This window comes from Streptomyces sp. NPDC006516 (assembly GCF_040611875.1).
In the GTDB taxonomy this organism is placed as follows: Bacteria; Actinomycetota; Actinomycetes; order Streptomycetales; family Streptomycetaceae; genus Streptomyces.
The window spans coordinates 37,946-58,573 of record NZ_JBEXPD010000001.1; the positions used below are offsets into that span (position 1 = coordinate 37,946).

A 20,628-nucleotide genomic window follows, 5' to 3' on the forward strand; every position below is an offset into this window, starting at 1 on the left:
CCCCGGCACGGGGCTCGTTCCATACAGAGGAAGCCCGTCAGTCCCTCCGGAAGGATCGTGCGCAGAGCCATGGCACCCCGTCTCACCGTCGTCGTCCCGCTCTACAACGTCGAGGAGTACCTAGGAGAGTGCCTGGACTCGCTCGCCGGACAGACCATGGCCGACCTGGAAGTCGTGATGGTCGACGACGGTTCGACGGACGGCAGCGCCGGCGTGGCGCTGGATTTCTCCCGGCGTGACCCGCGCTTCCGGCTGATCCGGCAGAGGAACGCCGGGCTCGGGGCCGCGCGCAACGCCGGAGCCGGACAGGCCCATCCGGACGCCGAGTTCCTCGCGTTCGTCGACAGCGACGACGTCGTCCCCGAGGCCGCCTTCGCCAGGATGCTCGGTGAACTCGACTCCTCGGGCTCCGACTTCGCGACGGGCAACGTGCTCAGGCTCCGGCCCAACGGCGTCCTCGAACAGTCCCCGATGTTCCGCAGACCGATGGAAAAACCCCGCAGGGGCACCCATGTCACCCGGGACTGGATCCTGCTCGGGGACCGCATCGCCTGCAACAAGGTGTTCCGCAGGTCCTTCTGGGACGAGCACGCCTTCGCCTTCCCCACCGGGGTCCTGTACGAGGACATCGCCGTGGTGCTGCCCGCCCACTTCCTGGCCCGGGGCGTGGACGTCGTCGAGGCGCCCGTCTACCACTGGCGGGACCGCGACGGCTCGATCACGACGAGGCGGGCGGTGGCCCGTGGCATCCGCGACCGGGTCACCGCCGTCTCCACCGTCAGCCGGTTCCTCGCGGACCGGGGGATGACGGAGGCGAAGCGGCGCTACGACGAGCACGCGCTCTCCGGTGACCTGTGGCTCTTCATCGAGGCGCTGCCGGACGGCGACGAGAGCTTCCACGAGGCCTTCCTCACCCATGCCAACGCCTTCGCCGACACGGTCGACCCGGCCGTCCTCGACGCGCTGCCCCTGCACCTGCGCGTCAGGTGGCAGCTCATCCGGGAGCGAAGGACGGCGGAGCTCCTCGCCCTCCTGGCCCACGAGTCCACCGATCGCGACACCTTCCACGTACGGGGGAGGCTGCGCCCGTCGGCCCGCTATCCAGGGATCGAGGCGCCGCTCCCGCGCCGCGTCACCGCCCTGTCGGCCGGGGACCTCCCCGTGCACGCGCACCTCACCGAGGCCGTGTGGCGGGACGGCCTCCTGCACCTCAAGGGGTACGCGTACGTCCGCAACGCCCCGGGCCGGTCGGCCGGGGCCGGCTGGCTGAGGGCCGGCCGCCGCGTGCTGCCGCTCCGGCTGCGGCGGACGGTGACGGACGAGGCGGCGGCCAGGTCGGGCCGCTCGCTGCACCGCTACGAGCGCTCGGGTTTCGAGACCGTCGTGGACCCGCGCCGGCTCGTCGCCCGCAACGCGCCCCCCGGCGCCCGGATTCTCTGGAAGCTGGAATCCGTCGTCGTCGGAGCGGGACGCCCCAGGCGGGGCCCGATGCGGCTGCTCGGCAATCCGGCCGCGCCCGCCGTGCGGTACGTCGACGAGCGCACGCGGGTGGTCCCGCTGCTCTCCGGCAACAAGCTGGAGCTGCGCGCCGAACGGATCGACGCGGTGCTGGCCGGGCACGCTCCCACGGAGACCGGGGACGCCATCCGGATCGCGGTGCGGCTGCTGTGCGGTGAGAGCCCGACGGCACTGCGGATCCAGGAGTGGCGTACGAGGACGGCCCGCGAGTTCCCCCTGACCGCGGACGCGAGCATGGACGGGCGCACCCTGCTGGCCGATGTGCCGCTGTCGGCGTTCGCGGGCGCCGACGGGGACTGGGGTGTCCAACTGGTCGGCGGCGCGCGCAGGCTGACGGTCGCGGCCCGCACGGAGACCGACGCGGGGCGCTATCCGCTGGCCGGCGGCCGTGAGGTGTACGCCGCCCCCAACCCCTCGGGCGACCTGGTGCTCACGGACCGGGCCGTGCGGCCCGTCGTCGCGCGCGCCGCCTGGACGGACGAGACCCGCCTGCTCCTGGAGTGGACCTTCCCCGCCGGGCGCGACCGTGCGGACGAGCTGGTCCTGCGTCACAGCGGCCACCAGGAGGAGACCGCCTTCGCCGTGGAGCGCGTGGGGGAGGAGTTCCGCGCGGAGCTCGCCCCCGGGGCGGTCCCCGGCGCGGGCGGCATCCTCCCGCTCGCCGAGGGCCGGTGGTACCCCTTCCTCCGCGAACCCGGCGAGACCGATCCCGAGCGCTACCTCCCGCTGAGGCTGGCGCCCCAGCTGCACGCCGGACTGCCGCTGCACCGCGAGGCCGGCGGGCGCCGCTTCACCCTGGAGCGGCGCTTCCACGACCGGCTCTGCCTGGAGTCCGGCAGCGCCCTGCCGCCGGCCGACCGCGGGCCGTACGGACAGCGAAGGCTGCGCGCCGCGTACGCCGCCGCGCGCGGTGGGGAGCTTCGGGACGCGGTGCTCTACTCCAGCTTCGACGGACGGCAGTACTCGGACTCGCCCCGGGCCGTCCACGAGGAACTGGCCCGCCGTGACACCGGCGTCGAGCATCTCTGGGTCGTGCGGGACCAGCAGGCCGCCGTACCCGCCGGGGTCCGCGCGGTGGCCCTGCACAGCGCCGAGTGGCACGAGGCCCTCGCCCGCAGCCGGTGGATCGTCACCAACACGCAGTTGCCGTCCTGGTTCGAGCGCGCCGAGGGCCAGTTCGTCGTCCAGACCTGGCACGGCACCCCGCTCAAGCGCATCGGCCGCGACCTGGAGGGCACCGCCTTCGCGGACGCCGCGTACATGGCCTCCATGCCCCGGCGGGCCGCCCAGTGGAGCGTGCTGGTCTCGCCGAACAGCTTCTCCACGCCCGTGCTGCGCCGCGCCTTCGGTCACACCGGCGAGGTACTGGAGTGCGGCTACCCGCGCAATGATGTGCTGTACGCACCCGACCGGTCGAAGATCGCCGCCGCCGTCCGGCAGTCGCTCGCCGTGCCCGACGGCAAGCGGGTCGTCCTGTACGCCCCCACATGGCGCGAGGACCGGCCCAAGCAGAGCGGACGGTACGGCCTCGATCTCCAACTGGACCTGGAACAGGCCCGGGAGGCGCTCGGCGAGGACCACGTGCTGCTGGTGCGCCGTCACTACCTGGTCGGCGGGAGCATCCCGGAGAGCGACTTCGTCCGCGACGTCTCGCGCCACCCCGACGTCGCCGAGCTGATGCTGATCAGCGACGTGCTCGTCACGGACTACTCGTCCCTGATGTTCGACTTCGCGCAGACGGGCCGGCCGATGCTCTTCCACACGTACGACCTGGAGCACTACCGCGACACCCTGCGCGGCTTCTGCTTCGACTTCGAGAACCAGGCGCCCGGCCCGCTGATCACCGGCTCGGCCGGGGTCGTCGAGGCACTGCGCGACCCGGACGCCGCGACCGCCGGGCACCGTGAGGCCTACGCCCGCTTCCGGGAGACCTTCTGCGACCTCGACGACGGGACGGCCGCGGCGCAGGTCGTGGACCGGATGCTCAAGGGGGCCCAGGCATGAGCGAGCCCGACTTCAGCTGTGTGGTCACCGCGACGGCGGGCGGCCCTGATGCCCTGCGGGCGTCCGTGGAATCCGTGCTGGAGCAGAGCCTGCGCTCGGTGGAAGCCCTGGTCACGCTGCCCGCCGAAGCATCGCAGGGGCTGCGGGCGCAGGCGGAGGCGCTCGCGGGGCGCGACCCGGACCGGGTCCGTGTCCTCGCCGGGGACGCGGGGTCGGCCGCGGCCCTGCGCAACGCCGGTCTGGACGCGGCGCGCGGCACGTACGTCCTCGTGCTCGGCGAGGGCGAACGCCTCCATCCGCATGCCTGCCGCAACCTCTGGGAGGCCGGCGCCCGCACCGGCGCCGACCTGGTCGCCGGGCGCTGGAGCCGGCTGACCGGGGAGGACACGAAGGAACGCGAACCCTCCTGGCAGCGCCCGCTGTTCCTCCGCTCCCGGACCGTCGCCCGGTTCACGGACGCCCCCGAACTGGCCGTGCACGACTCCCTGGTCACCGGATTCTGTCTGCGGCGCCAGGCCCTGGAGCGGCACCTGCTGCGCTACGACGAGGACCTCACGCACAGCGAGATCCTCTTCGGGCCGCTGGCGGCTGCCGTCGTCGGCCGGATCGCGCTCGTACGCCGCCGGATCGTCAACGGCCGAGCCGTGCCGGACGCCGGCCGGGACCTGGCGGGACTCGTGGAGGCGCACCGGCGGGTGTGCCATGTGCTGGTGGCGCAGGGGCTGGCCGAGCTGCGCGAGGAGCGGGACCGCGCCTTCCTCCTCGACCACCTCGTGCCCCTGGTACGCGACTGGCCGCGTCTGCCCGCCGCCGAACGCGACAGGATCGCCACGACGGCCGCCCGGGTCCTGCCCGAGTGCGTGGCGGAGCGGGCCCTGATCACCCTTCCGCCCGTCGAACGGGTCGGGGTGCGGCTGCTGGAACGGGGCGACGCGGAGGGGGTGCTCGCCGCGGCCTACGCGCTGCGCAGGCGGGGCACGGTGACCGCGCCGCTCTCCGTCCGCGACGACGGGCGGGTGTACTGGCCAGGTGGCCCCGATCCCGTCCTGGACGTCACCGAACTCGGCCACCAGTACCGCCCGTTCGGCGAGCTGAAGCTCATGAACAGGCTCACCCGCTACGAGGCCGACGGCCGGCGGGTCCTGCTCGCGGGACGGCTCGTCCTGCCCTCGCACACCGGGCCGGACCCGGACGGCCCCCTCACAGCCCATCTGGAGTTCCGCGTACGCGACGGCTCCCGCGCCTTCCGCGCCCCCGTGGACGAACTGCGGGCCGACGCCACCGGCATCGGCTGGTCCACCCACGCCGACCTGACCGGCCTGCTGGGCGCGTTCGGTCCCCGCGACACGGTGTGGGACGTCCGGATGGTGGTGGAGGACGGCCGGACCCGCTCGGTCAGCGACCTCTTCGCCGCCCACGACCTGGTCGGCCCGGCGCACGGCTCCCCGGCCAGGCCCCGGCTGGGCAGGCTGACCGGGGACACCTGGCAGCCCTACATCACCCTCCGGGACCACCTGGCCCTGCGGCTCGAAGCGCGCCGCCGTCCCGCCCGTACGGCCCGGCGTCTGGTCCACTACGCCACCCACTTCCGCCCCGCGCGCCGGGTCAGGCTCCTGGTGAAGGCCCTGGGCAGGCGCCGGGACCGGCTGCGGGCCCGTGGCTTCAAGGCCTCCGTCTACAACAACTGGCTGCTGCGGCTTCCCGTGCGCAAGGGCTCCGTGGTCTTCGAGAGCCACATGGGCACCTGCTACGGCGACAGCCCCCGGGCCGTCCACGAGGAGGTGAGGGCCCGGGGGCTGCCGCTGCGCGTGGTGTGGTCGTACGCCGACTCCCCGGACGGCTTCCCCGAGGACGCCCGGCTCGTGCGCCGCTGGTCGTGGCGGTATCTTTGGGCGCTTGCCCGGGCGGAGTACTGGGTCGACAACCAGGGGTTCCCGCAACACCTGGACAAGCCGTCCGGCACCACCTATCTGCAGACCTGGCACGGCTCGGCGTACAAGCGCATGGGCTTCGACGAGACCCGGGTGCGGTTGCAGAACGCCCCGCAGCGCGAGCGGCTCCAGCGGGCCGTGCACCGCTTCGACCACTTCCTCGTCCGCTCCGAGCACGACGTGGCGACCCTGGCCCGCGCCTACCGGCTGCCTGACGAGGCCCTGCTGCGCACCGGCTACCCGCGTAACGACGCGCTGGTCGCGGCGCGTGTCAGGGACGAGGCCGAGGGCCGGCTGCCGCGCCCGCCGCTCGCGGCCGAGCTGGGGCTGCCCGACCACCGCAAGGTGGTGCTCTACGCGCCGACCTTCCGGGGCGGGCCGGGCAAACGCAAGCGGCGGCGGCTCCTGCTGGACGCTGCACGCTTCGCGGAGCGCTTCGGCGACACCTGCACGCTGCTGGTGCGCGCGCACTACCTGGAGGCGGCGAGCCTGCCCGCCTGCCCGCCCGGGACGGTGGTGGACGTCTCGCGCCACCACGACGTCAGCGAACTGCTGGCCCTCGCCGACGTACTGGTCACCGACTACTCGTCGATCATGTTCGACTACGCCCTCCTGGACCGCCCGATCGTGCTGTTCGCCCCCGACCTCGACGAGTACGCCGCCGAGCGCGGCAGCTACTTCGACCTGCGGGAGAAGGCGCCGGGCCCGGTGACCACGACCGAGGAGGAGCTGTTCGGCGTGCTGGCCCGGCTGAAGAGCGCGGACGTCGCGCACCAGGAGGCGCGCGCGGCCTTCGCCGCGGAGTTCGGCGCCTACGACCGCGGGGACGCGGCACGCGCGGTCGTCGACACCGTCTTCGCCCGCCATCTCGTCCCGTCCCGTACCGCCCGCACCGGGGAGGCCCGCCGATGAGCCGCAGCCGTGACGTATTCATCGTCGCCAACAGCACCGACGAACTCGGTGGTGTGACGGGCTGGATGCACCGGACCGCCCAGCTGTTCCAGGAGGCCGGACACCGGGTGCACACCGTCGGCATCCACGCCGCCGAGCGGAAGATGGCGCTGCCCGACCCGCCCGGCTACCCCGTCACCGCTCTCTACCCGGCTCATCCTCCGACCCCCTGGGCACCGAAAGGTCTGCGGGACCGCTTCCGGATCGCCGAACGGAGGAAGGAGGCGGCCCGCGCCGCCGGGAAACGGCGTGCCGTCGAGCGGCTCTCCGAGATCTTCCGCGCCGCACGGCCAGGCGCGGTGGTGATCGTCAGCCAGGTCTGGGCGATGGAGTGGGTCGGCGAGGCGGACACCCGAGGGCTGCGGGTCGTCGGGATGAGCCACGAGTCCTACGACTACTCGCGGGCGAGCCATCGCTACCGCTGGATCAAGAACCACTACGCGCAGCTCGACCGCTGGCTCGTCCTGACGGAGGAGGACGCGGACATCTGGGCGGGCGACGGGATGAACAACGTCGGCTTCATGCCCAACGCCCTGGCCGCCCTGCCGGAACTGCCCTCCCCGCGCCGAGAGAAGTCGGTCGCGAGCGTCGGCAGGCTCACCGACCAGAAGGGCATCGACATGCTCCTGGACACCTGGGCTCTGGTGGCTCCGCGACGGCCCGACTGGCGCCTGGACATCCACGGCACGGGTGAGGACGAGGCGGAGCTCAGGGCGCAGTGCACCGCGCTGGGGCTGGACGCCTCGGTCGGCTGGCGGGGGCGCACCGACGACGTGCCGGGGGCGCTGGCCGCCTCCTCCGTCTTCGTGCAGTCCTCACGCGGGGAGGGCTTCCCGCTGGCGCTGATGGAGGCGATGGCGAGCGGGCTGCCCTGCGCGGCGTTCGACTGCGCCCCGGGTGTACGGGAGATCGTGCGCGACGGCGAGGACGGTCTCCTCGCGCCCGCCGGTGACATCGGCGCGCTCGCCGACCGGCTGTTGAGGCTCACCGGCAACCCCCGGTTGCGGGACGCCATGGGGGACCGTGCGCGGACCAACGTCCAGCGGTTCTCCGAGGCGGAGATCATGCACCGCTGGGAAGAGCTCTTCGCGTTCCTGGAGCGCTGACGGGCCCTTCCCCGGGGCCGCAGGGGCGCCGGGCGGAGGCCCGCACGGCCCCGGGGCGGCCCGGGCCCGCGCCTCAGCCGGTGGTGTACTCCCGTACCGGCACCTGCCGGGGCACCCCAGTCGGTCCCCGGCCGGTCAGCGGGGCGGGCGCCGGCAGCCCCGAGGTGTCGTTCAGGAAGACCCGGCGCACCACCCGCTCCGCCGCGTGCCCGTCGTCGTACGGACAGAAGCGCGCCCGGAAGGCCGCCCTGCGCTGCGCGGAGCGCGGCCCGCGCCAGTGGTCCGTGGCGAAGATCTCGTGCAGCTCCTCCTGGTCGCGGGCCACCGCTCCGGGCGGGAAGGCGGCCGGATCGAAGTACGTCCCGCGTGCGGCCTCGTACGCCTGCGCGTCCTCCAGGTACAGGACGACCGGGCGGTCGAGGTTGACGTAGTCGAACATCAGCGAGGAGTAGTCCGTGATCAGGCCGTCCGAGGCGAGGCAGAGCTCCTCGACGGACGGGTGGGCGCTGACGTCGATGATCCGTGGATGCGCGGTGTGCCCGGCCGTGGCCCGGGACGTGGCGTCCAGGTAGTGGGAGCGGGTCAGGACCACGAAGTGCGGGCCCAGGACGCGGACGAGCTGCTCCAGGTCCAGGGAGTGCCGCTGGGTGCGCCGGTAGTCGCGGTGCGTCGGGGCGTACAGGAGGGCGGTGCTGCCGGCCGGGACGCCCAGCAGCTCGCGCAGCCTGGCGGTCTCCTCGGGCCCGGTGCGGTGGAAGACGTCGTTGCGTGGGCTGCCGTACTCCAGCGTGGTGTAGCCGGAGGGGTAGGTGCGCTCCCAGACGAGGGTCGAGTGCTGATTGGCGGAGAGCGAGAAGTCCCACTTGTCGACGTTGCGCAGCAACTGCTCGAAGTCCATGGAGCCGGCCGCCGCCGGACGGTGCACGAGGTCCGTGCCCATCGTCTTCAGGGGCGTCCCGTGATGGGTCTGGAGCAGGATCTGCCCCCGTCTCTTGACGAGTCGGCGGTCGAAGTTGACGTTGTTCACGAGGAACTTGGAGCGTGCCAGCGCCGTCCAGTAGGCGGCCGTCCCCGGATGCAGCACACGGGTCGCCTCCGGCACCGTGCCGGCGTCCTCGGGGCGGCAGATCCAGGACGTGCGGAGCCCCGGCACCAGGGCCCTGGCCGCGGCCTCCAGAGCGGCGGGGCTGCAGGTGTAGCCGCGGTGCCAGTAGGCAGCGAACACCGCGTCGCCCGGACGCAGCGGCAGCCGGAGCTGGACGCGGTAGTGCAGCTGGAGCGCCGCACCGCGTGCCGCCCGGTGCAGGGAGGCCGCCGCGCGCCCCAGCCGGCCGCGCAGCCGCTGTGCGGCCCACAGGGCGCGGTAGGTGCGGTGGGCCCCGAGCCGGAAGAGGGCGTGCCGCAGCCGGGCGCGGCGGGGCACGGGGGCGCCGGGGGTGCGGTAGCGGCGGCAGTGGGCGCGGGCGAGGCGGAAGAACTGGGCCCGGGTGCCGCGCGGCAGCCGGCCCCGGGAGGTGTAGAGGGTCGAGAAGTGGTCCAGCATGCGGCGGAACATCACCGGTCGCCAGGAGGCGAGTTCGGGACGCGCGTCGATGAAGGCGAAGACGCGGTCGTACTGGTCGAAGATGTCGAAGTGCCGGTGGGTGGTGGTGGAGAGGATGTTGCCCCGGCGCCGCTGGCGGTAGCCGACGCAGACCTTGTCCAGGACGGCGACCGACCCCGCGGCCATCAGCACCGGGTAGGTCCAGGGCGTGTCCTCGTAGTAGCCGGGGGCGAAGGTGAAGCCCTCGGCCTCGACGAACTCGCGGCGGTAGGCCTTGTTCCAGACGACCATCAGGACCTTGAGCAGCTCGGGGCGGTCCGCGAGCCGGAAGGAGGGCGGGCCGGTCTCGGCGAGGTGGTGGGCGAAGACGTTGCGCACGCTCTCGCCCGACCAGTACGTACGGGCGTAGTCGTAGACCAGGACGTCGGGGCCGCCGGTGGCGTCCAGGCGGTCGGCGACGGCCTGGAGGGCCTCCGGGGTGAGGGTGTCGTCGCCGTCGAGGAACAGCAGGTAGTCTCCGGTCGCCCTGGCCATACCGGCGTTCCGGGCGGGTCCGAGACCGGAGTTGGCGGGCAGGTGGACGACGTTGACCCGGGGGTCACGGACGGCGTACTCATCGGCGATCGGGCCGCAGGCGTCCGGTGAGCAGTCGTTCACCACGATGATCTCGTAGTCCTTGAACGACTGGTTCAGCACGGAGTCGAGACACGCGTGCAGATACGCCTGGACCCGGTACGCGGGCACGATGACACTGAACCGGGGCACAACACATCCAGGGGTTCGCTCGCGGGCGGGCAGGTGGCCCGCAAACGGCCGATGGAGTGACTTGGTTACGCCGGACGTGGCATTCGGGGGAAACACGAGGTAGGGCGGCCCGATCGAGAGTGAAAGGGCCGCCCTGTGTTGACGAACGTATGTACTGAGCGGCTCCGCCTACTTGACGGCGCCCGCCATCACCCCGGAGACGAACTGCCTCTGGAAGGCGAAGAACACCGCCAGCGGAATCACCATCGACAGGAAGGCGCCGGGCGCCAGCACGTCGATGTTGTTACCGAACTGGCGGACCTGCTGCTGCAGCGCCACCGTGATCGGCGGGGAGTCCGAATCCGCGAAGATCAGGGCGACGAGCATGTCGTTCCACACCCAGAGGAACTGGAAGATCCCGAGCGACGCGATCGCGGGACCGCCGAGCGGCATCACCACCCGGGTGAACAGCCGGATCTCGCCCGCACCGTCCAGCCGTGCGGCCTCCAGCAGTTCACGGGGAATCTCGGCGAAGAAGTTCCGCAGCAGGAAGATGGCGAACGGCAGTCCGAACGCCGTGTGGAACATGATCACGCCGAACGTCGTCTCGAAGATCCCGAGGGTGCCGAAGAGCTCGGAGACCGGGATCAGCGCCACCTGTACGGGGACGACCAGCAACCCCACCACCAGCAGGAACCACCAGTCGCGGCCGGGGAACTCCATCCACGCGAAGGCGTACCCGGCGAGCGAGCCGATCACGACCACCAGGACGGTGGTCGGGACGGTGATCATCACCGTGCTGAAGAGGGAATCGGTGATGACCGAGTTCTCCAGCAGCCGCTGGTAGTTGTCGAAGGTGAGCTCCGACGGGGCGGTGAAGATCTTCCACCAGCCGGTCGCCGCGATGTCCTCGGCTCCGCGGAGGGAGGAGAGCAGCAGGCCGATGGTCGGCATCAGCCAGAACAGGCCCACCAGGACGAGGAAGACCCGCATGGCACCGCCACCGGCCCGTGCGGCGATCCGCGAGGCGAGGGACTGATAGGCCCCGGCGGTCTTTGCCGGCGTCGTCATCGGCGTCCCTCCTTCCGAATGCGGCGGATGTTGAACAGCATCACCGGGATCACCAGCAGCAGCAGGAGTACGGCGATGGCGCTGCCGACCCCGAGATCCGCGTCCGTGCCGAACGAGGAGCGGTAGAGCTGGAGGGCCAGGACGTTCGCGTCGTCCTGGGAGGAGCCGGGAGCGATGATGAAGACCAGGTCGAAGATCTTCAGGACGTTGATCATCAGCGTGACCAGCACCACCGCGAGCACGGGTGCCAGCATCGGCACCGTGATCCGGCGGAACACCTGCCACTCGTTCGCGCCGTCCACCCGGGCCGCTTCCAGCAGTTCGCGCGGCAGGCCCGCCAGGCCGGCCGCGATCAGCACCATGGCGAAGCCGGCCCACATCCAGACGTAGCTGCCGATGATCCCGGGCGTCACCAGGGAGGGGCCGAGCCAGTCGACCCCGTTGTACGGCTCACGGAAGTTGTCCGCCGGCAGCCGCAGCTGAGACCCGTCCGCCGAGGCGGGCAGGGTGAACACCCCGTTCGCTCCCGCCGTGGCCGAGGCGACGACCTTGCCGTCCTTGACCGCTTCGACGGTGATGCCTTTGAGCCCGAGCTCCTTGGGATCGACGACGTTCGGCTTGCCTCCGCCGCCCTTGGTGAAGTCCAGCCAGGCCGTTCCCGTGATCCCCTCGCCGGACGCGGTGGGCACCTTCGCCGGCTCCGCGTCGCCCGGCATCTTCGCCGGGACCACGCCGACCAGCGGGAGGCTGACCGGCTCACCGGCCCGCACGGTCTCCTTCGTGACGAAGGAACCCCCGCCGGCCGCCTTCAGCGGGTGGACGGGCAGCGGATGCGCCTTGGGGAAGCCCGAGGACCGGGCGAACGTGTCGTGCACGCCCACCGCCACGGCGTTGGCGACGCCGCGCTCCGGTGCCTGCTCGTACACCAGCCGGAAGATGATGCCCGCGGCCAGCATCGAGATCGCCATCGGCATGAAGACGATCAGCTTGAACGCCGTACCCCATCGGATGCGCTCGGTCAGCACCGCGAAGATCAGGCCCAGCGCGGTGGAGACCGTCGGCGCGAACACGACCCAGATCGCGTTGTTCTTGACCGCGGTCCGGATGGTGTCGTCGGTGAACAGCTCCTTGTAGTTGTCCAGGCCCACGAAGCCGGTGCCCGGCTGGTCGAGGAACGAGCGGTAGACGGAGTAGACGATCGGATAGACGACGAGGGCACCCAGCAGCACCAGGGCGGGCAGCAGGAAGACCGCTGCCACCACCCTGCGGGTGCCGGTCACGCTCTTGAGGGTGCGTGCCGCCGTGCTCGGATCAGGACGCTTGTCGGCGGGGGGCGCGGCTCCCGCGCCCCCCGTTCTCACTGTGGTCATCCCGTCAGCTCGTGTACGCCTTGGCCGCGTCGGACTCCAGCTTCGCCTGGGTCCCCGCGATGTCCTTCGGGTTCTTCAGGAAGTCCTGGAGCGTCTTCCACTCACCCTTGCCGGGCGTCCCGCCGAAGGACTGCGGGGCCTGGTCGGACATGTCGAAGCGGACGTCGTCACCGGCCGCGATCAGTGCCTCGGCGATCTTGCGCTGCACGTCGTTGGGGTACGAGGCCGCGTCCAGCGACTTGTTGGGCGAGATGAAGCCGCCCGCCTCGGCCCAGATCTTCGCCGCGTCGGTCGAGGCGAGCCAGGTCAGCAGCGCCTGGGCACCCTCGCCGTCCTTGAGTGCCACGGCCGCGTCGCCGCCGGTCACCACGGGAGACTCCGCGCCCACCGCCGGGAACGGGAAGACCTTGGCGTCCGTGCCGATCTTCGCCTTCGTCTGGGCGATGTTGATGGCGACGAAGTCACCCTCGAACACCATCGCGCCCTTGGGCTGGTCACCGCCGGTGAACGTCTGGGTGACGGACGCGGGGAACTCGGTCTGCAGCGCGCCGTCGGCCCCGCCGGAGATCAGGCTCGGCTTGCCGAAGAGCTCGGCCAGGGTGGTCAGCGCGTCCTTGACGGACGGGTCCGTCCACTTGATCTCGTGCTTGGCCAGCTGGTCGTACTTCTCCGGCCCGGCCTGCGAGAGGTAGATGTTCTCGAACCAGTCGGTGAGCGTCCAGCCGTCCGCGCCGCCGACCGAGACCGGGGTGACACCGGAGGCGGACACGGTCTCCGCGGTGGCGAGGAAGTCCTTCCAGGTCTTCGGCTCGCTGGCGCCCGCGTTCTCGAACGCCTTGGCGTTGTACCAGATCAGGGACTTGTTGGCGGCCTTGAAGTAGACGCCGTACTGGGTGCCGTCGACCGCGCCGAGGTCCTGCCAGACCTTCGCGTAGTTCTGGCCCAGCTGCGCCCGCGCCTCGTCGCCGACGGGCTTGGCCCACTTCTTGGCCACGGCCTGCTGGATCGCTCCCACCTGCGGGATCATCGCGACGTCCGGCGGCTGGCCGCCCGCTATCTTCGTACCGAGGAAGTTGACGATCGGGTCCTGCGCCGGGACGAAGGTGACGGTTGCCCCCGTGCGCTTCTCGAACTCGTCGAGCACCTTGGTGAAGTTGGCCTGTTCGGGGCCGGTCCAGACCGCCGCCACCGACAGCTTCTGGCCGTCCAGTTTCGGCAGGTTCACCGTCGAGGCGCTGTCCGGGCTCTTGCCTCCGGACTTCTCGCCCGCCTTGTCCTCGCCGTCCCCGTCACCGCCGCAGCCGGTGAGGGCCAGCGCCCCGATCGCCGTGAACACCACTGCGGCTCTACGCATTCGAAGGGTTCTGCGCATCCCTTGCCCCGTCTCTCCTGTGCGCCCATGTGTGCGTACCGGTACCGACGGCAGGACCGTCCGGCGCCGCTCACGTCTCACATCGTGCGGTTCAACTTGTCGTCCGTGCACACAGTCCTACGCCGGGCCAACAGGCGCCGCAATACCGCTATCAGCCTCACCGTAGAGATCGTGATCGGCCCGTGACGTCATGTCAGTACCCGGGCGGGAAAAGGGCAATTCAGGGATTCGAGAGGGTCAGTGGGGGTAGCCGGTCGGCGTTCACGGATCGGGCGGCCCGCTCCAGCGCGCTGGCCAGCAGGGCCAGGTCGGTCGGGCCGTTGCCCAGCTCGCGGACCGGCCGGCGGGTCGGCGGATCGCCCATCCGCTCCCACTCCAGGGGAACGACCGTCGGGCGCAGCGTGGCTGTGCGCGGGATGCGCCCGGTGACCCGGCCACCCTGGAACGGCGTCACCCGGCCGTCCGGATGCCCGAGGCGTCCCCGGCCCGGGGACGCCTCGTCCGGCGACGGGGGCACGACGGGCGGATCGAGCACGATGCGCAGGCGCGCCCCCCGGGCCAGCTCCGTGTCCTCCGTGCGGTCCGGGCGGCCGGAGGTGGCGACCAGATGGACGCCGAGCCGCTCGCCGTCCCTGGCCACGGCCTCCAGCACCCGCACGACGGACCCCGCGGACGGGCGGCCGGGGCTGCCGAGGGCCGGGGCGACCAGGGCGTCGAAGTCGTCGGCCAGGACGACGAGCCTGGGCAGGGGGGAGGGGCCTGGATCCGCGGGCCGGGCCGCGGCGGGCCGCAGTCTCAGGGTGCCGCTGGCGGGCGACTCGATGTCGCCGCGCTGCTCGGCGGCGCCCGGGGGGCGCCTGCCCGTGAGTGTCTGCGACTCCTCGTAGCGGGCGTGCCATGTGGTGAAGTCCAGCCCGCCGAGCAACTCCGCCCGGCGCTTCAGCTCACCGCCCAGCGCCTGGGCGAACTCCCGCATCCGTACGGGGTCGGAGGCCACCAGACGGGTGAAGACGTGCGGCAGCTCCGTGCACGGGCCCAGCCCCTCGCCGCCCGCCCCGTCGATGAGCAGGATGCCGAGCCGGTCGGGCCGGGCGGCGGAGGCCAGGGACGCGGCGACGGCGCGCAGCAGCTCCGTACGGCCGCTTCCCGCCGGTCCCTCGATGAGCAGGTGCGGACCCTCGTCGGCCAGGTCGACCGCGAGAGGGCCCCGGGGCCCGGCGCCGAGCACGATGACGGGCCGGCCCGCGTATCCGGAGGAGGCGGGTGCGGGGGCCGGGGACTCGCCGTCGCGACGCTGCGCACCGATCCTGGGGGCGCCGCTTCCGCCCGCCCGGGGGTAGGCGGAGCGCCCTGAACCGGAGCTGGTCACCCCGGCGGTCCGGTACGGGGTGCGCTCGGATTCGGGGGACTCGCGCTGCCCGCCCACCCGGGGGCCGGTGCTCAGCGTGCGGCCCGAGCTCGTGGTGTCCAGGTCCGCGCCTCCGGCCGGGGCGGTCGCGCGCACCGTGGCGCCCGGCTGGTCCTCCGCCGTGGAGGCCCAGCGGGCCATCAGGGAGGCGGGGGTGGCCCTGGCGAGGCCCAGTTCGTCCAGCAGGCGGGCCGAAGGGGGCAGGGCCGCCGCCATGGGCCGGCCGGGCAGGGTGGCCGAGCCCTCGTCACGCAGCGGGGCGAGTGCGCGTCCGAAACGCTCGGCCCAGGCCGCCGACACGGCGTCCACCGCGGCGACCGTGCCATGGCCCGCGGCCTGGCCGCCCGCCGTGCGCAGCAGCCGCAGGGCGGTCGCCACGTCGCCGCTCAGCATGGCGACCGCACCGCACTCACGGAAGGCGATCGAGGCACGGCACGCGGTGTCGTACGTCGCGGTGACCGGGGACGTCGGGGAGGCCGCCGGGGTCTCGGCCAGGCAGATCAGATGGATGCCGGCAGCCGCTCCGGCACCGGCCAGCGCGGCGGTGGTCTCGCGCAGCGCCGCCGAGCCGGGGTCGCCATCCACGATCACCACCGTGTGCGGCCCCGTGTGGTGGCGGGCGGCCTCGGCCACGGAGGCCCGGTCGGCGCTGGCCCAGCCGGGCCCCAGCGGGCCGTCCTCCATGCGGCGCACCAGCTCCCCGGCGCGGGCGCCCGCCTGCTCGCGGTCGTACGCCAGGAGGAGACGGCAGTCCTGGCCGTGCATGGGGCGCAGATGGGGCAGCCAGCCGAGCCAGGACCACTCGCGGCGGCGGTCCTCCGCGCTGCGGGCCCGGTCCGCGCTGATCAGCACGATCTCCAGGTCGAAGGGGGAGTGCAGCGCCGCGAGCTGCGCGAGCACCGAGCGGGCGAGCCCGGACAGCCGGGCCCGGGGGCCGGCCAGGCCGAGCGAGCCGGCCTCCCGCAGTCCCACCGTGACCGGTACGGCGGGCAGGTCGGCGCGTTCGGTCGTCCCGAGGCGTACGACCAGGGCCTCGGGGTGCGCGGGGTCGCGCTCCCACAGCCGGGGGCCCGGTCCGAGCGCCGTGAGCAGCACGGTGGCGGGGTCGGGCCAGGTCCCGGCCGGGGCCGAGGGGGTGCGGAAGGGTGCGGCGGCGTGGTGGGCGGAGCCGGAGGAGGGGCCGCCGGCCGAGGGCTCCCCGGCGGGCTCCCCTTGCGCGGGCTCGCCCCTGCCGCCGGTCAGGCGCCGCGCCCAGGCGCCTATGCCGCGCCGGGGCGCCTCGCCGGGCGTCAGGTGCGCGCCGCGGCCGTGGGTGACCGGCGGCAGGGGCTCGTCCCCGTGCGCGTCGTGACCGGCCGGGCCGTCGTCGTGGGGAGCGTGGAGGCCGTGGGGTGCGGGGCTGTAGGCGTGGCCGTGCCCCTCTCCTTCGGAGGCGTCCGCAGCCGCGCCCTCGGGAGCATGGGCGCTCCCCGCTTCCGGCCGGGCCACCCGCAGGTGGCCCTCGCCGTCGGGTGTCGTGGTGAGGGTGGGCGTGCGGCTGCCGGGCGCGAGCCGGAGCGTGGACTCGCCGAGCCGCAGCAGGGCGCCGGGCACGAGCCGGACCGGGCGGTCGCGGACCTCTGTGCCGTCGAGCGAGGTGCCGTTGGTGGAGCCCAGGTCGGCGACGGAGACCCGGCCGTCCTCCGAGACCGTGACCGCGCAGTGCAGGCGGGAGACGTCGGGGTCGTCGAGGGGGACGTCGGCCTCGGCCGAGCGGCCGATCCGGATCTGTCCGCCGTGCAGGAGGTGGACCCCGCCGGCGTCCGGTCCCGCGACCACGTGCAGCTGCGCCGGGACCGTGGCGTCGGCCGCCTCGTCCTCACCGGGCACCTGGAGCGAGAGCACCGCCCCGTCCACCAGCGGCGGCTCCCCGAGGGAGCATCGCTGCGGGTCGAGGCGCTCCCGGCCCGCGTACAGCACAGTGGCGCCGCCGCCCAGGGAGCCCTCGGGGCCGGCCACCGCCGTGGCCAGGCCGGAGGCGACGGCCGCGAGAGCGGTCCCCGCGGGGGCGGTGACGAGCACGTCGCAGGCGCGCGCCGGGGTCTGGCCGCTGCGCGGCGCGAGGACGGTCAGCCGGATCTGCATCGCCGTCAGCGGTCCCTTCTGCGCGGGGCGCCCGGCAGGGGAAATGCCCTGTGATTCCCCCCACCCGGCACGGACGCGTCGTCCGGTACAGGTCGTCACGGAGCGTGAGGCTCCCGACCTCACAGTTCCGTGCTGGAGGCATCCTCGCACCTGCCACTGACAACACGCCCGGGGGTGGCCGCTTAGTGATCTTGAATGGCCGAGTGTGGGCGTAAAAGTGCCTGCTTGGTCTTGCCGGGAAGGTCCTGCACACTCGTTCGGCAACCAACTCCTCCGTGTCTGCGTCTTCCCGGTTCCCCCGTGGGCACGGGGGCAACACGACCTGAGGACGACCGGCCGGTGCCCCGTACGGCGGCACTAGAGTGGGCCGGGACATCCTCGGTGGGCCCGGGGGACCGCGAAGCACAACGATCAGCAGGGAGCGCGTGACGTGCGGCCAGTCGGCAGCAAGTACCTGCTCGAGGAGCCGCTCGGACGCGGCGCCACGGGCACCGTCTGGCGAGCCCGCCAGCGGGAGACCGCGGGCGCCGAGGCGGCCGTCGCCGGGCAGCCCGGCGAGACCGTCGCGATCAAGGTGCTGAAGGAGGAGCTCGCCAACGACGCGGATGTCGTGATGCGGTTCCTGCGTGAGCGCTCCGTGCTCCTGCGGCTCACGCACGCGAACATCGTGCGTACCAGGGACCTCGTCGTCGAGGGTGATCTGCTCGCCCTCGTGATGGACCTGATCGACGGCCCCGACCTGCACCGCTATCTGCGTGAGAACGGTCCGTTCACCCCGGTCGCCGCCTCCCTGCTCACCGCCCAGATCGCGGACGCCCTCGCCGCCAGCCACGCCGACGGCGTCGTGCACCGTGACCTGAAGCCCGCCAACGTGCTGCTCGACGAGCGCAACGGCGAGATGCGCCCGATGCTCACCGACTTCGGCATCGCACGTCTCGCGGACTCCCCGGGGCTGACCCGGACCCACGAGTTCGTCGGCACGCCCGCCTATGTGGCGCCCGAGTCCGCCGAGGGCCGTCCGCAGACCTCCGCCGTGGACATCTACGGCGCGGGCATCCTGCTGTACGAGCTGGTCACAGGCCGTCCGCCGTTCGCCGGCGGCACCGCGCTCGAGGTCCTGCACCGGCACCTCAGCGAGGAGCCCCGTCGCCCCAGCACCGTCCCCGAGCCGCTCTGGACGGTCATCGAGCGCTGCCTGCGCAAGGACCCGGACCAGCGGCCCAGCGCCGTGAACCTCGCCCGCGCGCTGCGGACCGTCGGCGCGGGCATCGGCGTGCACGCGAACTCCGCGCAGATCGCCGCGGCCGAGGGCGTGGGTGCCCTGCTCGCGCCTGACCCGGCTCCCGCCGCGGTCCCGGAGACGCCGGGCGCCGCCGACGCGACCCAGGTGCTGCCGAGCAACGCGGGCTCGTACGACCCGGCGGCCCCCACCAGCGTGATGCGGCAGACCCCGGGCGGGGGCGGCCACGCCGACCCGACCGCCGTGATGCCGCCCGTGCCGCCGCGCCCCGACGGGCCCCCGCAGCCCGACGAGCCGCACCCCTGGCAGTCCCAGCTCCGTGCGGCCCGCGACCGCAACGAGCAGACGCAGGTCCAGTACCTCGACCCGAGCCAGGACCCGCTGCGCCGCCGGCCCCAGCGCCAGCAGGCACCGCAGCAGGCCCAGCCCCAGCGCCCGCAGCCTCAGCACCAGCAGTACCCGCCGCAGCAGCAGCCCCAGCGCTACCAGCCGCAGCAGCAGGCCCAGCCCCAGCGCCGGCAGCCCCAGCAGCCGCAGCGCCAGCAGTACGCGCCACCGCAGCAGCCGCCGCCCCAGCAGCCCGCGCCGCGCCAGCCCCGGCAGCGCAGTGCCAATCCGATGCGCATCCCGGGACTCGGCTGCCTCAAGGGGTGCCTGTTCTCCGTCGTGCTGCTGATCGTGGCGGGCTGGCTCATCTGGGAACTGACACCGCTGCAGGACTGGATCGCCCAGGGCAAGGGTTACTGGGAGGCCATCGGGGACGGCATCTCCGAGGTCACCGGTTGGTTCGAGGACCTCGGCGGAAGCAGCTCGGGCGGCACTACCGGCCAGTAACACCGCCGACTCCGTGTCTTTGTCGACTTCTGTGGGTGCAATTCGCCCGCAGAAGTGAAGGTTGGCGCCATCCAGGGCACGCGACACCCCGTTCGCCGCGTAACTTTGTCGACCGGGGGTCAACGCCAGCCGCTGAGGGAGCAGTCTTGGCACGGAATATCGGCAGCCGGTACACCGCCCACCAGATCCTGGGGCGCGGCAGCGCCGGCACGGTGTGGCTCGGCGAGGGGCCCGAGGGCCCCGTCGCCATCAAGCTGCTCCGCGAGGACCTCGCGTCCGACCAGGAGCTCGTGGGCCGCTTCGTGCAGGAACGCACGGCGCTGCTCGGGCTCGACCATCCGCACGTCGTCGCCGTACGCGACCTCGTGGTGGACGGCACCGACCTGGCGCTGGTGATGGATCTCGTGCGCGGCACCGATCTGCGCACCCGTCTCGACCGCGAGCGCCGTCTCGCGCCGGAGGCCGCCGCCGCGATCATCGCCGACGTCGCGGACGGCCTCGCCGCCGCGCACCGCGCCGGGGTGGTCCACCGCGACGTCAAGCCGGAGAACATCCTGCTCGACATGGAGGGCCCTGTCGGTCCCGGCGGTTCGCACCCCGCGCTGCTCACCGACTTCGGGGTCGCCAAGCTGATCGACACCCCGCGCCGCACCAAGGCCACGAAGATCATCGGCACGCCGGACTATCTGGCCCCCGAGATCGTCGAGGGCCTCCCTCCGCGCGCCGCCGTGGACATCTACGCCCTCGCCACCGTGCTCTACGAACTGCTCGCCGGGTTCACCCCCTTCGGCGGCGGTCACCCCGGCGCCGTCCTGCGCCGCCATGTGACCGAGACCGTCGTCCCGCTGCCCGGGATCCCGGAGGAGCTCTGGCAGCTCCTCGTGCAGTGCCTCGCCAAGGCCCCGGCGTCCCGGCTGCGCGCCTCCGAGCTGGCCACCAGGCTGCGTGAGCTCCTGCCGTTGCTGGCCGGGATACCCCCGCTCGACGTCGACGAGCCGGACAGCGAGGCCGAACCGCAGTCCTACGACGAGCAGCAGTACACCCCGGCCCCCGAGGAGCCCCGCCGCCGGGGCGCTGTCCCGCTGGTGCCGGGCTCCTCGCCGGACTCCAACCGGGACACCCACACGAGCATGCGCGTCCCCGCCCCGGACGAGCTGGCCGGGGGCCCGCTGGGCACCGCCCGGGCCCCGCGCGCCCCGGGCCGTCCCCGGCCCGGTTCGGCCCGCAACAAGGCGGCCGCCGTACGCAAGCGCCGCATCACCCTCGGTGCGGCCGCGATCGCCCTGTGTGCGGCGATAGGGGTGGGCGGCTGGTTCGCCACGAGCGGTGACGACGCGGACGGAGCGCCCGAGGACACGCGGAATTCGGCGCCCACGGCCCCCTGAGCACGGCCCTGGGAGCGCCCCGGCCCG

General features: G+C 73.1%; 10 protein-coding genes. 5 read left to right on the forward strand and 5 right to left on the reverse strand.

Annotation, left to right across the window (positions count from 1 at the left end):
- Positions 1 to 69: 69 nt before the first annotated feature.
- The 3 genes from ABZY45_RS00150 to ABZY45_RS00160 are packed head-to-tail and all read left to right on the forward strand — an operon-like array spanning position 70 to position 7,510.
- The gene (locus ABZY45_RS00150; RefSeq protein ID WP_356734477.1) at positions 70 to 3,522 is read left to right on the forward strand and encodes a CDP-glycerol glycerophosphotransferase family protein; all 3,453 of its coding nucleotides are present in this window, start codon (positions 70 to 72) and stop codon (positions 3,520 to 3,522) included.
- Complete coding sequence (locus ABZY45_RS00155; protein WP_356734479.1) at positions 3,519 to 6,365, forward strand: CDP-glycerol glycerophosphotransferase family protein; 2,847 nt, start codon at positions 3,519 to 3,521, stop codon at positions 6,363 to 6,365. Before ABZY45_RS00150 ends, ABZY45_RS00155 begins: the two co-directional genes overlap by 4 nt.
- The gene (locus ABZY45_RS00160; RefSeq protein ID WP_356734481.1) at positions 6,362 to 7,510 is read left to right on the forward strand and encodes a glycosyltransferase; all 1,149 of its coding nucleotides are present in this window, start codon (positions 6,362 to 6,364) and stop codon (positions 7,508 to 7,510) included. Before ABZY45_RS00155 ends, ABZY45_RS00160 begins: the two co-directional genes overlap by 4 nt.
- 73 nt (positions 7,511 to 7,583) lie before the next feature.
- Here ABZY45_RS00160 and ABZY45_RS00165 read toward each other — a convergent pair whose 3' ends face one another.
- The 5 genes from ABZY45_RS00165 to ABZY45_RS00185 form a co-directional block, all read right to left on the reverse strand.
- Entirely contained in the window at positions 7,584 to 9,818 is a 2,235-nt protein-coding gene (locus ABZY45_RS00165) for a CDP-glycerol glycerophosphotransferase family protein (RefSeq protein WP_356734483.1), read from the reverse strand.
- Between the two features lie 168 nt (positions 9,819 to 9,986).
- The gene (locus ABZY45_RS00170; RefSeq protein WP_356734485.1) at positions 9,987 to 10,868 is read right to left on the reverse strand and encodes a carbohydrate ABC transporter permease; all 882 of its coding nucleotides are present in this window, start codon (positions 10,866 to 10,868) and stop codon (positions 9,987 to 9,989) included.
- Entirely contained in the window at positions 10,865 to 12,238 is a 1,374-nt protein-coding gene (locus ABZY45_RS00175) for a sugar ABC transporter permease (protein WP_356734487.1), read from the reverse strand. Before ABZY45_RS00175 ends, ABZY45_RS00170 begins: the two co-directional genes overlap by 4 nt.
- A gap of 4 nt (positions 12,239 to 12,242) precedes the next feature.
- Complete coding sequence (locus tag ABZY45_RS00180) at positions 12,243 to 13,610, reverse strand: extracellular solute-binding protein (protein WP_356734489.1); 1,368 nt, start codon at positions 13,608 to 13,610, stop codon at positions 12,243 to 12,245.
- 220 nt (positions 13,611 to 13,830) lie between these two features.
- Positions 13,831 to 17,142 carry an FHA domain-containing protein gene (locus tag ABZY45_RS00185; RefSeq protein ID WP_356734491.1) on the reverse strand — a complete coding sequence of 1,104 codons (3,312 nt, stop codon included), beginning with the start codon at positions 17,140 to 17,142 and terminating at the stop codon, positions 13,831 to 13,833.
- A gap of 430 nt (positions 17,143 to 17,572) precedes the next feature.
- Between ABZY45_RS00185 and ABZY45_RS00190 the strand changes: the two genes are divergently transcribed.
- Together ABZY45_RS00190 and ABZY45_RS00195 are read left to right on the forward strand one after the other, a co-directional pair.
- Positions 17,573 to 19,216, forward strand: a complete 1,644-nt coding sequence (locus ABZY45_RS00190; protein WP_356734493.1) for a serine/threonine-protein kinase — start codon at positions 17,573 to 17,575, stop codon at positions 19,214 to 19,216.
- Positions 19,217 to 19,362: 146 nt separating this feature from the next.
- Positions 19,363 to 20,601: a serine/threonine-protein kinase gene (locus ABZY45_RS00195; RefSeq protein WP_356734495.1), complete on the forward strand. Its 1,239-nt coding sequence runs from the start codon at positions 19,363 to 19,365 to the stop codon at positions 20,599 to 20,601.
- Positions 20,602 to 20,628: the final 27 nt, after the last annotated feature.

Excerpts from the sequence above, each read along its gene's own strand:
- ABZY45_RS00175 (WP_356734487.1), bottom strand. The coding sequence starts at position 12,238 with ATGACCACAGTGAGAACGGGGGGCGCGGGAGCCGCGCCCCCCGCCGAC.
- ABZY45_RS00155 (WP_356734479.1), top strand. The coding sequence starts at position 3,519 with ATGAGCGAGCCCGACTTCAGCTGTGTGGTCACCGCGACGGCGGGCGGC.
- ABZY45_RS00150 (WP_356734477.1), top strand. The coding sequence starts at position 70 with ATGGCACCCCGTCTCACCGTCGTCGTCCCGCTCTACAACGTCGAGGAG.
- ABZY45_RS00185 (WP_356734491.1), bottom strand. The coding sequence starts at position 17,142 with ATGCAGATCCGGCTGACCGTCCTCGCGCCGCGCAGCGGCCAGACCCCG.
- ABZY45_RS00180 (WP_356734489.1), bottom strand. The coding sequence starts at position 13,610 with ATGCGCAGAACCCTTCGAATGCGTAGAGCCGCAGTGGTGTTCACGGCG.
- ABZY45_RS00170 (WP_356734485.1), bottom strand. The coding sequence starts at position 10,868 with ATGACGACGCCGGCAAAGACCGCCGGGGCCTATCAGTCCCTCGCCTCG.
- ABZY45_RS00160 (WP_356734481.1), top strand. The coding sequence starts at position 6,362 with ATGAGCCGCAGCCGTGACGTATTCATCGTCGCCAACAGCACCGACGAA.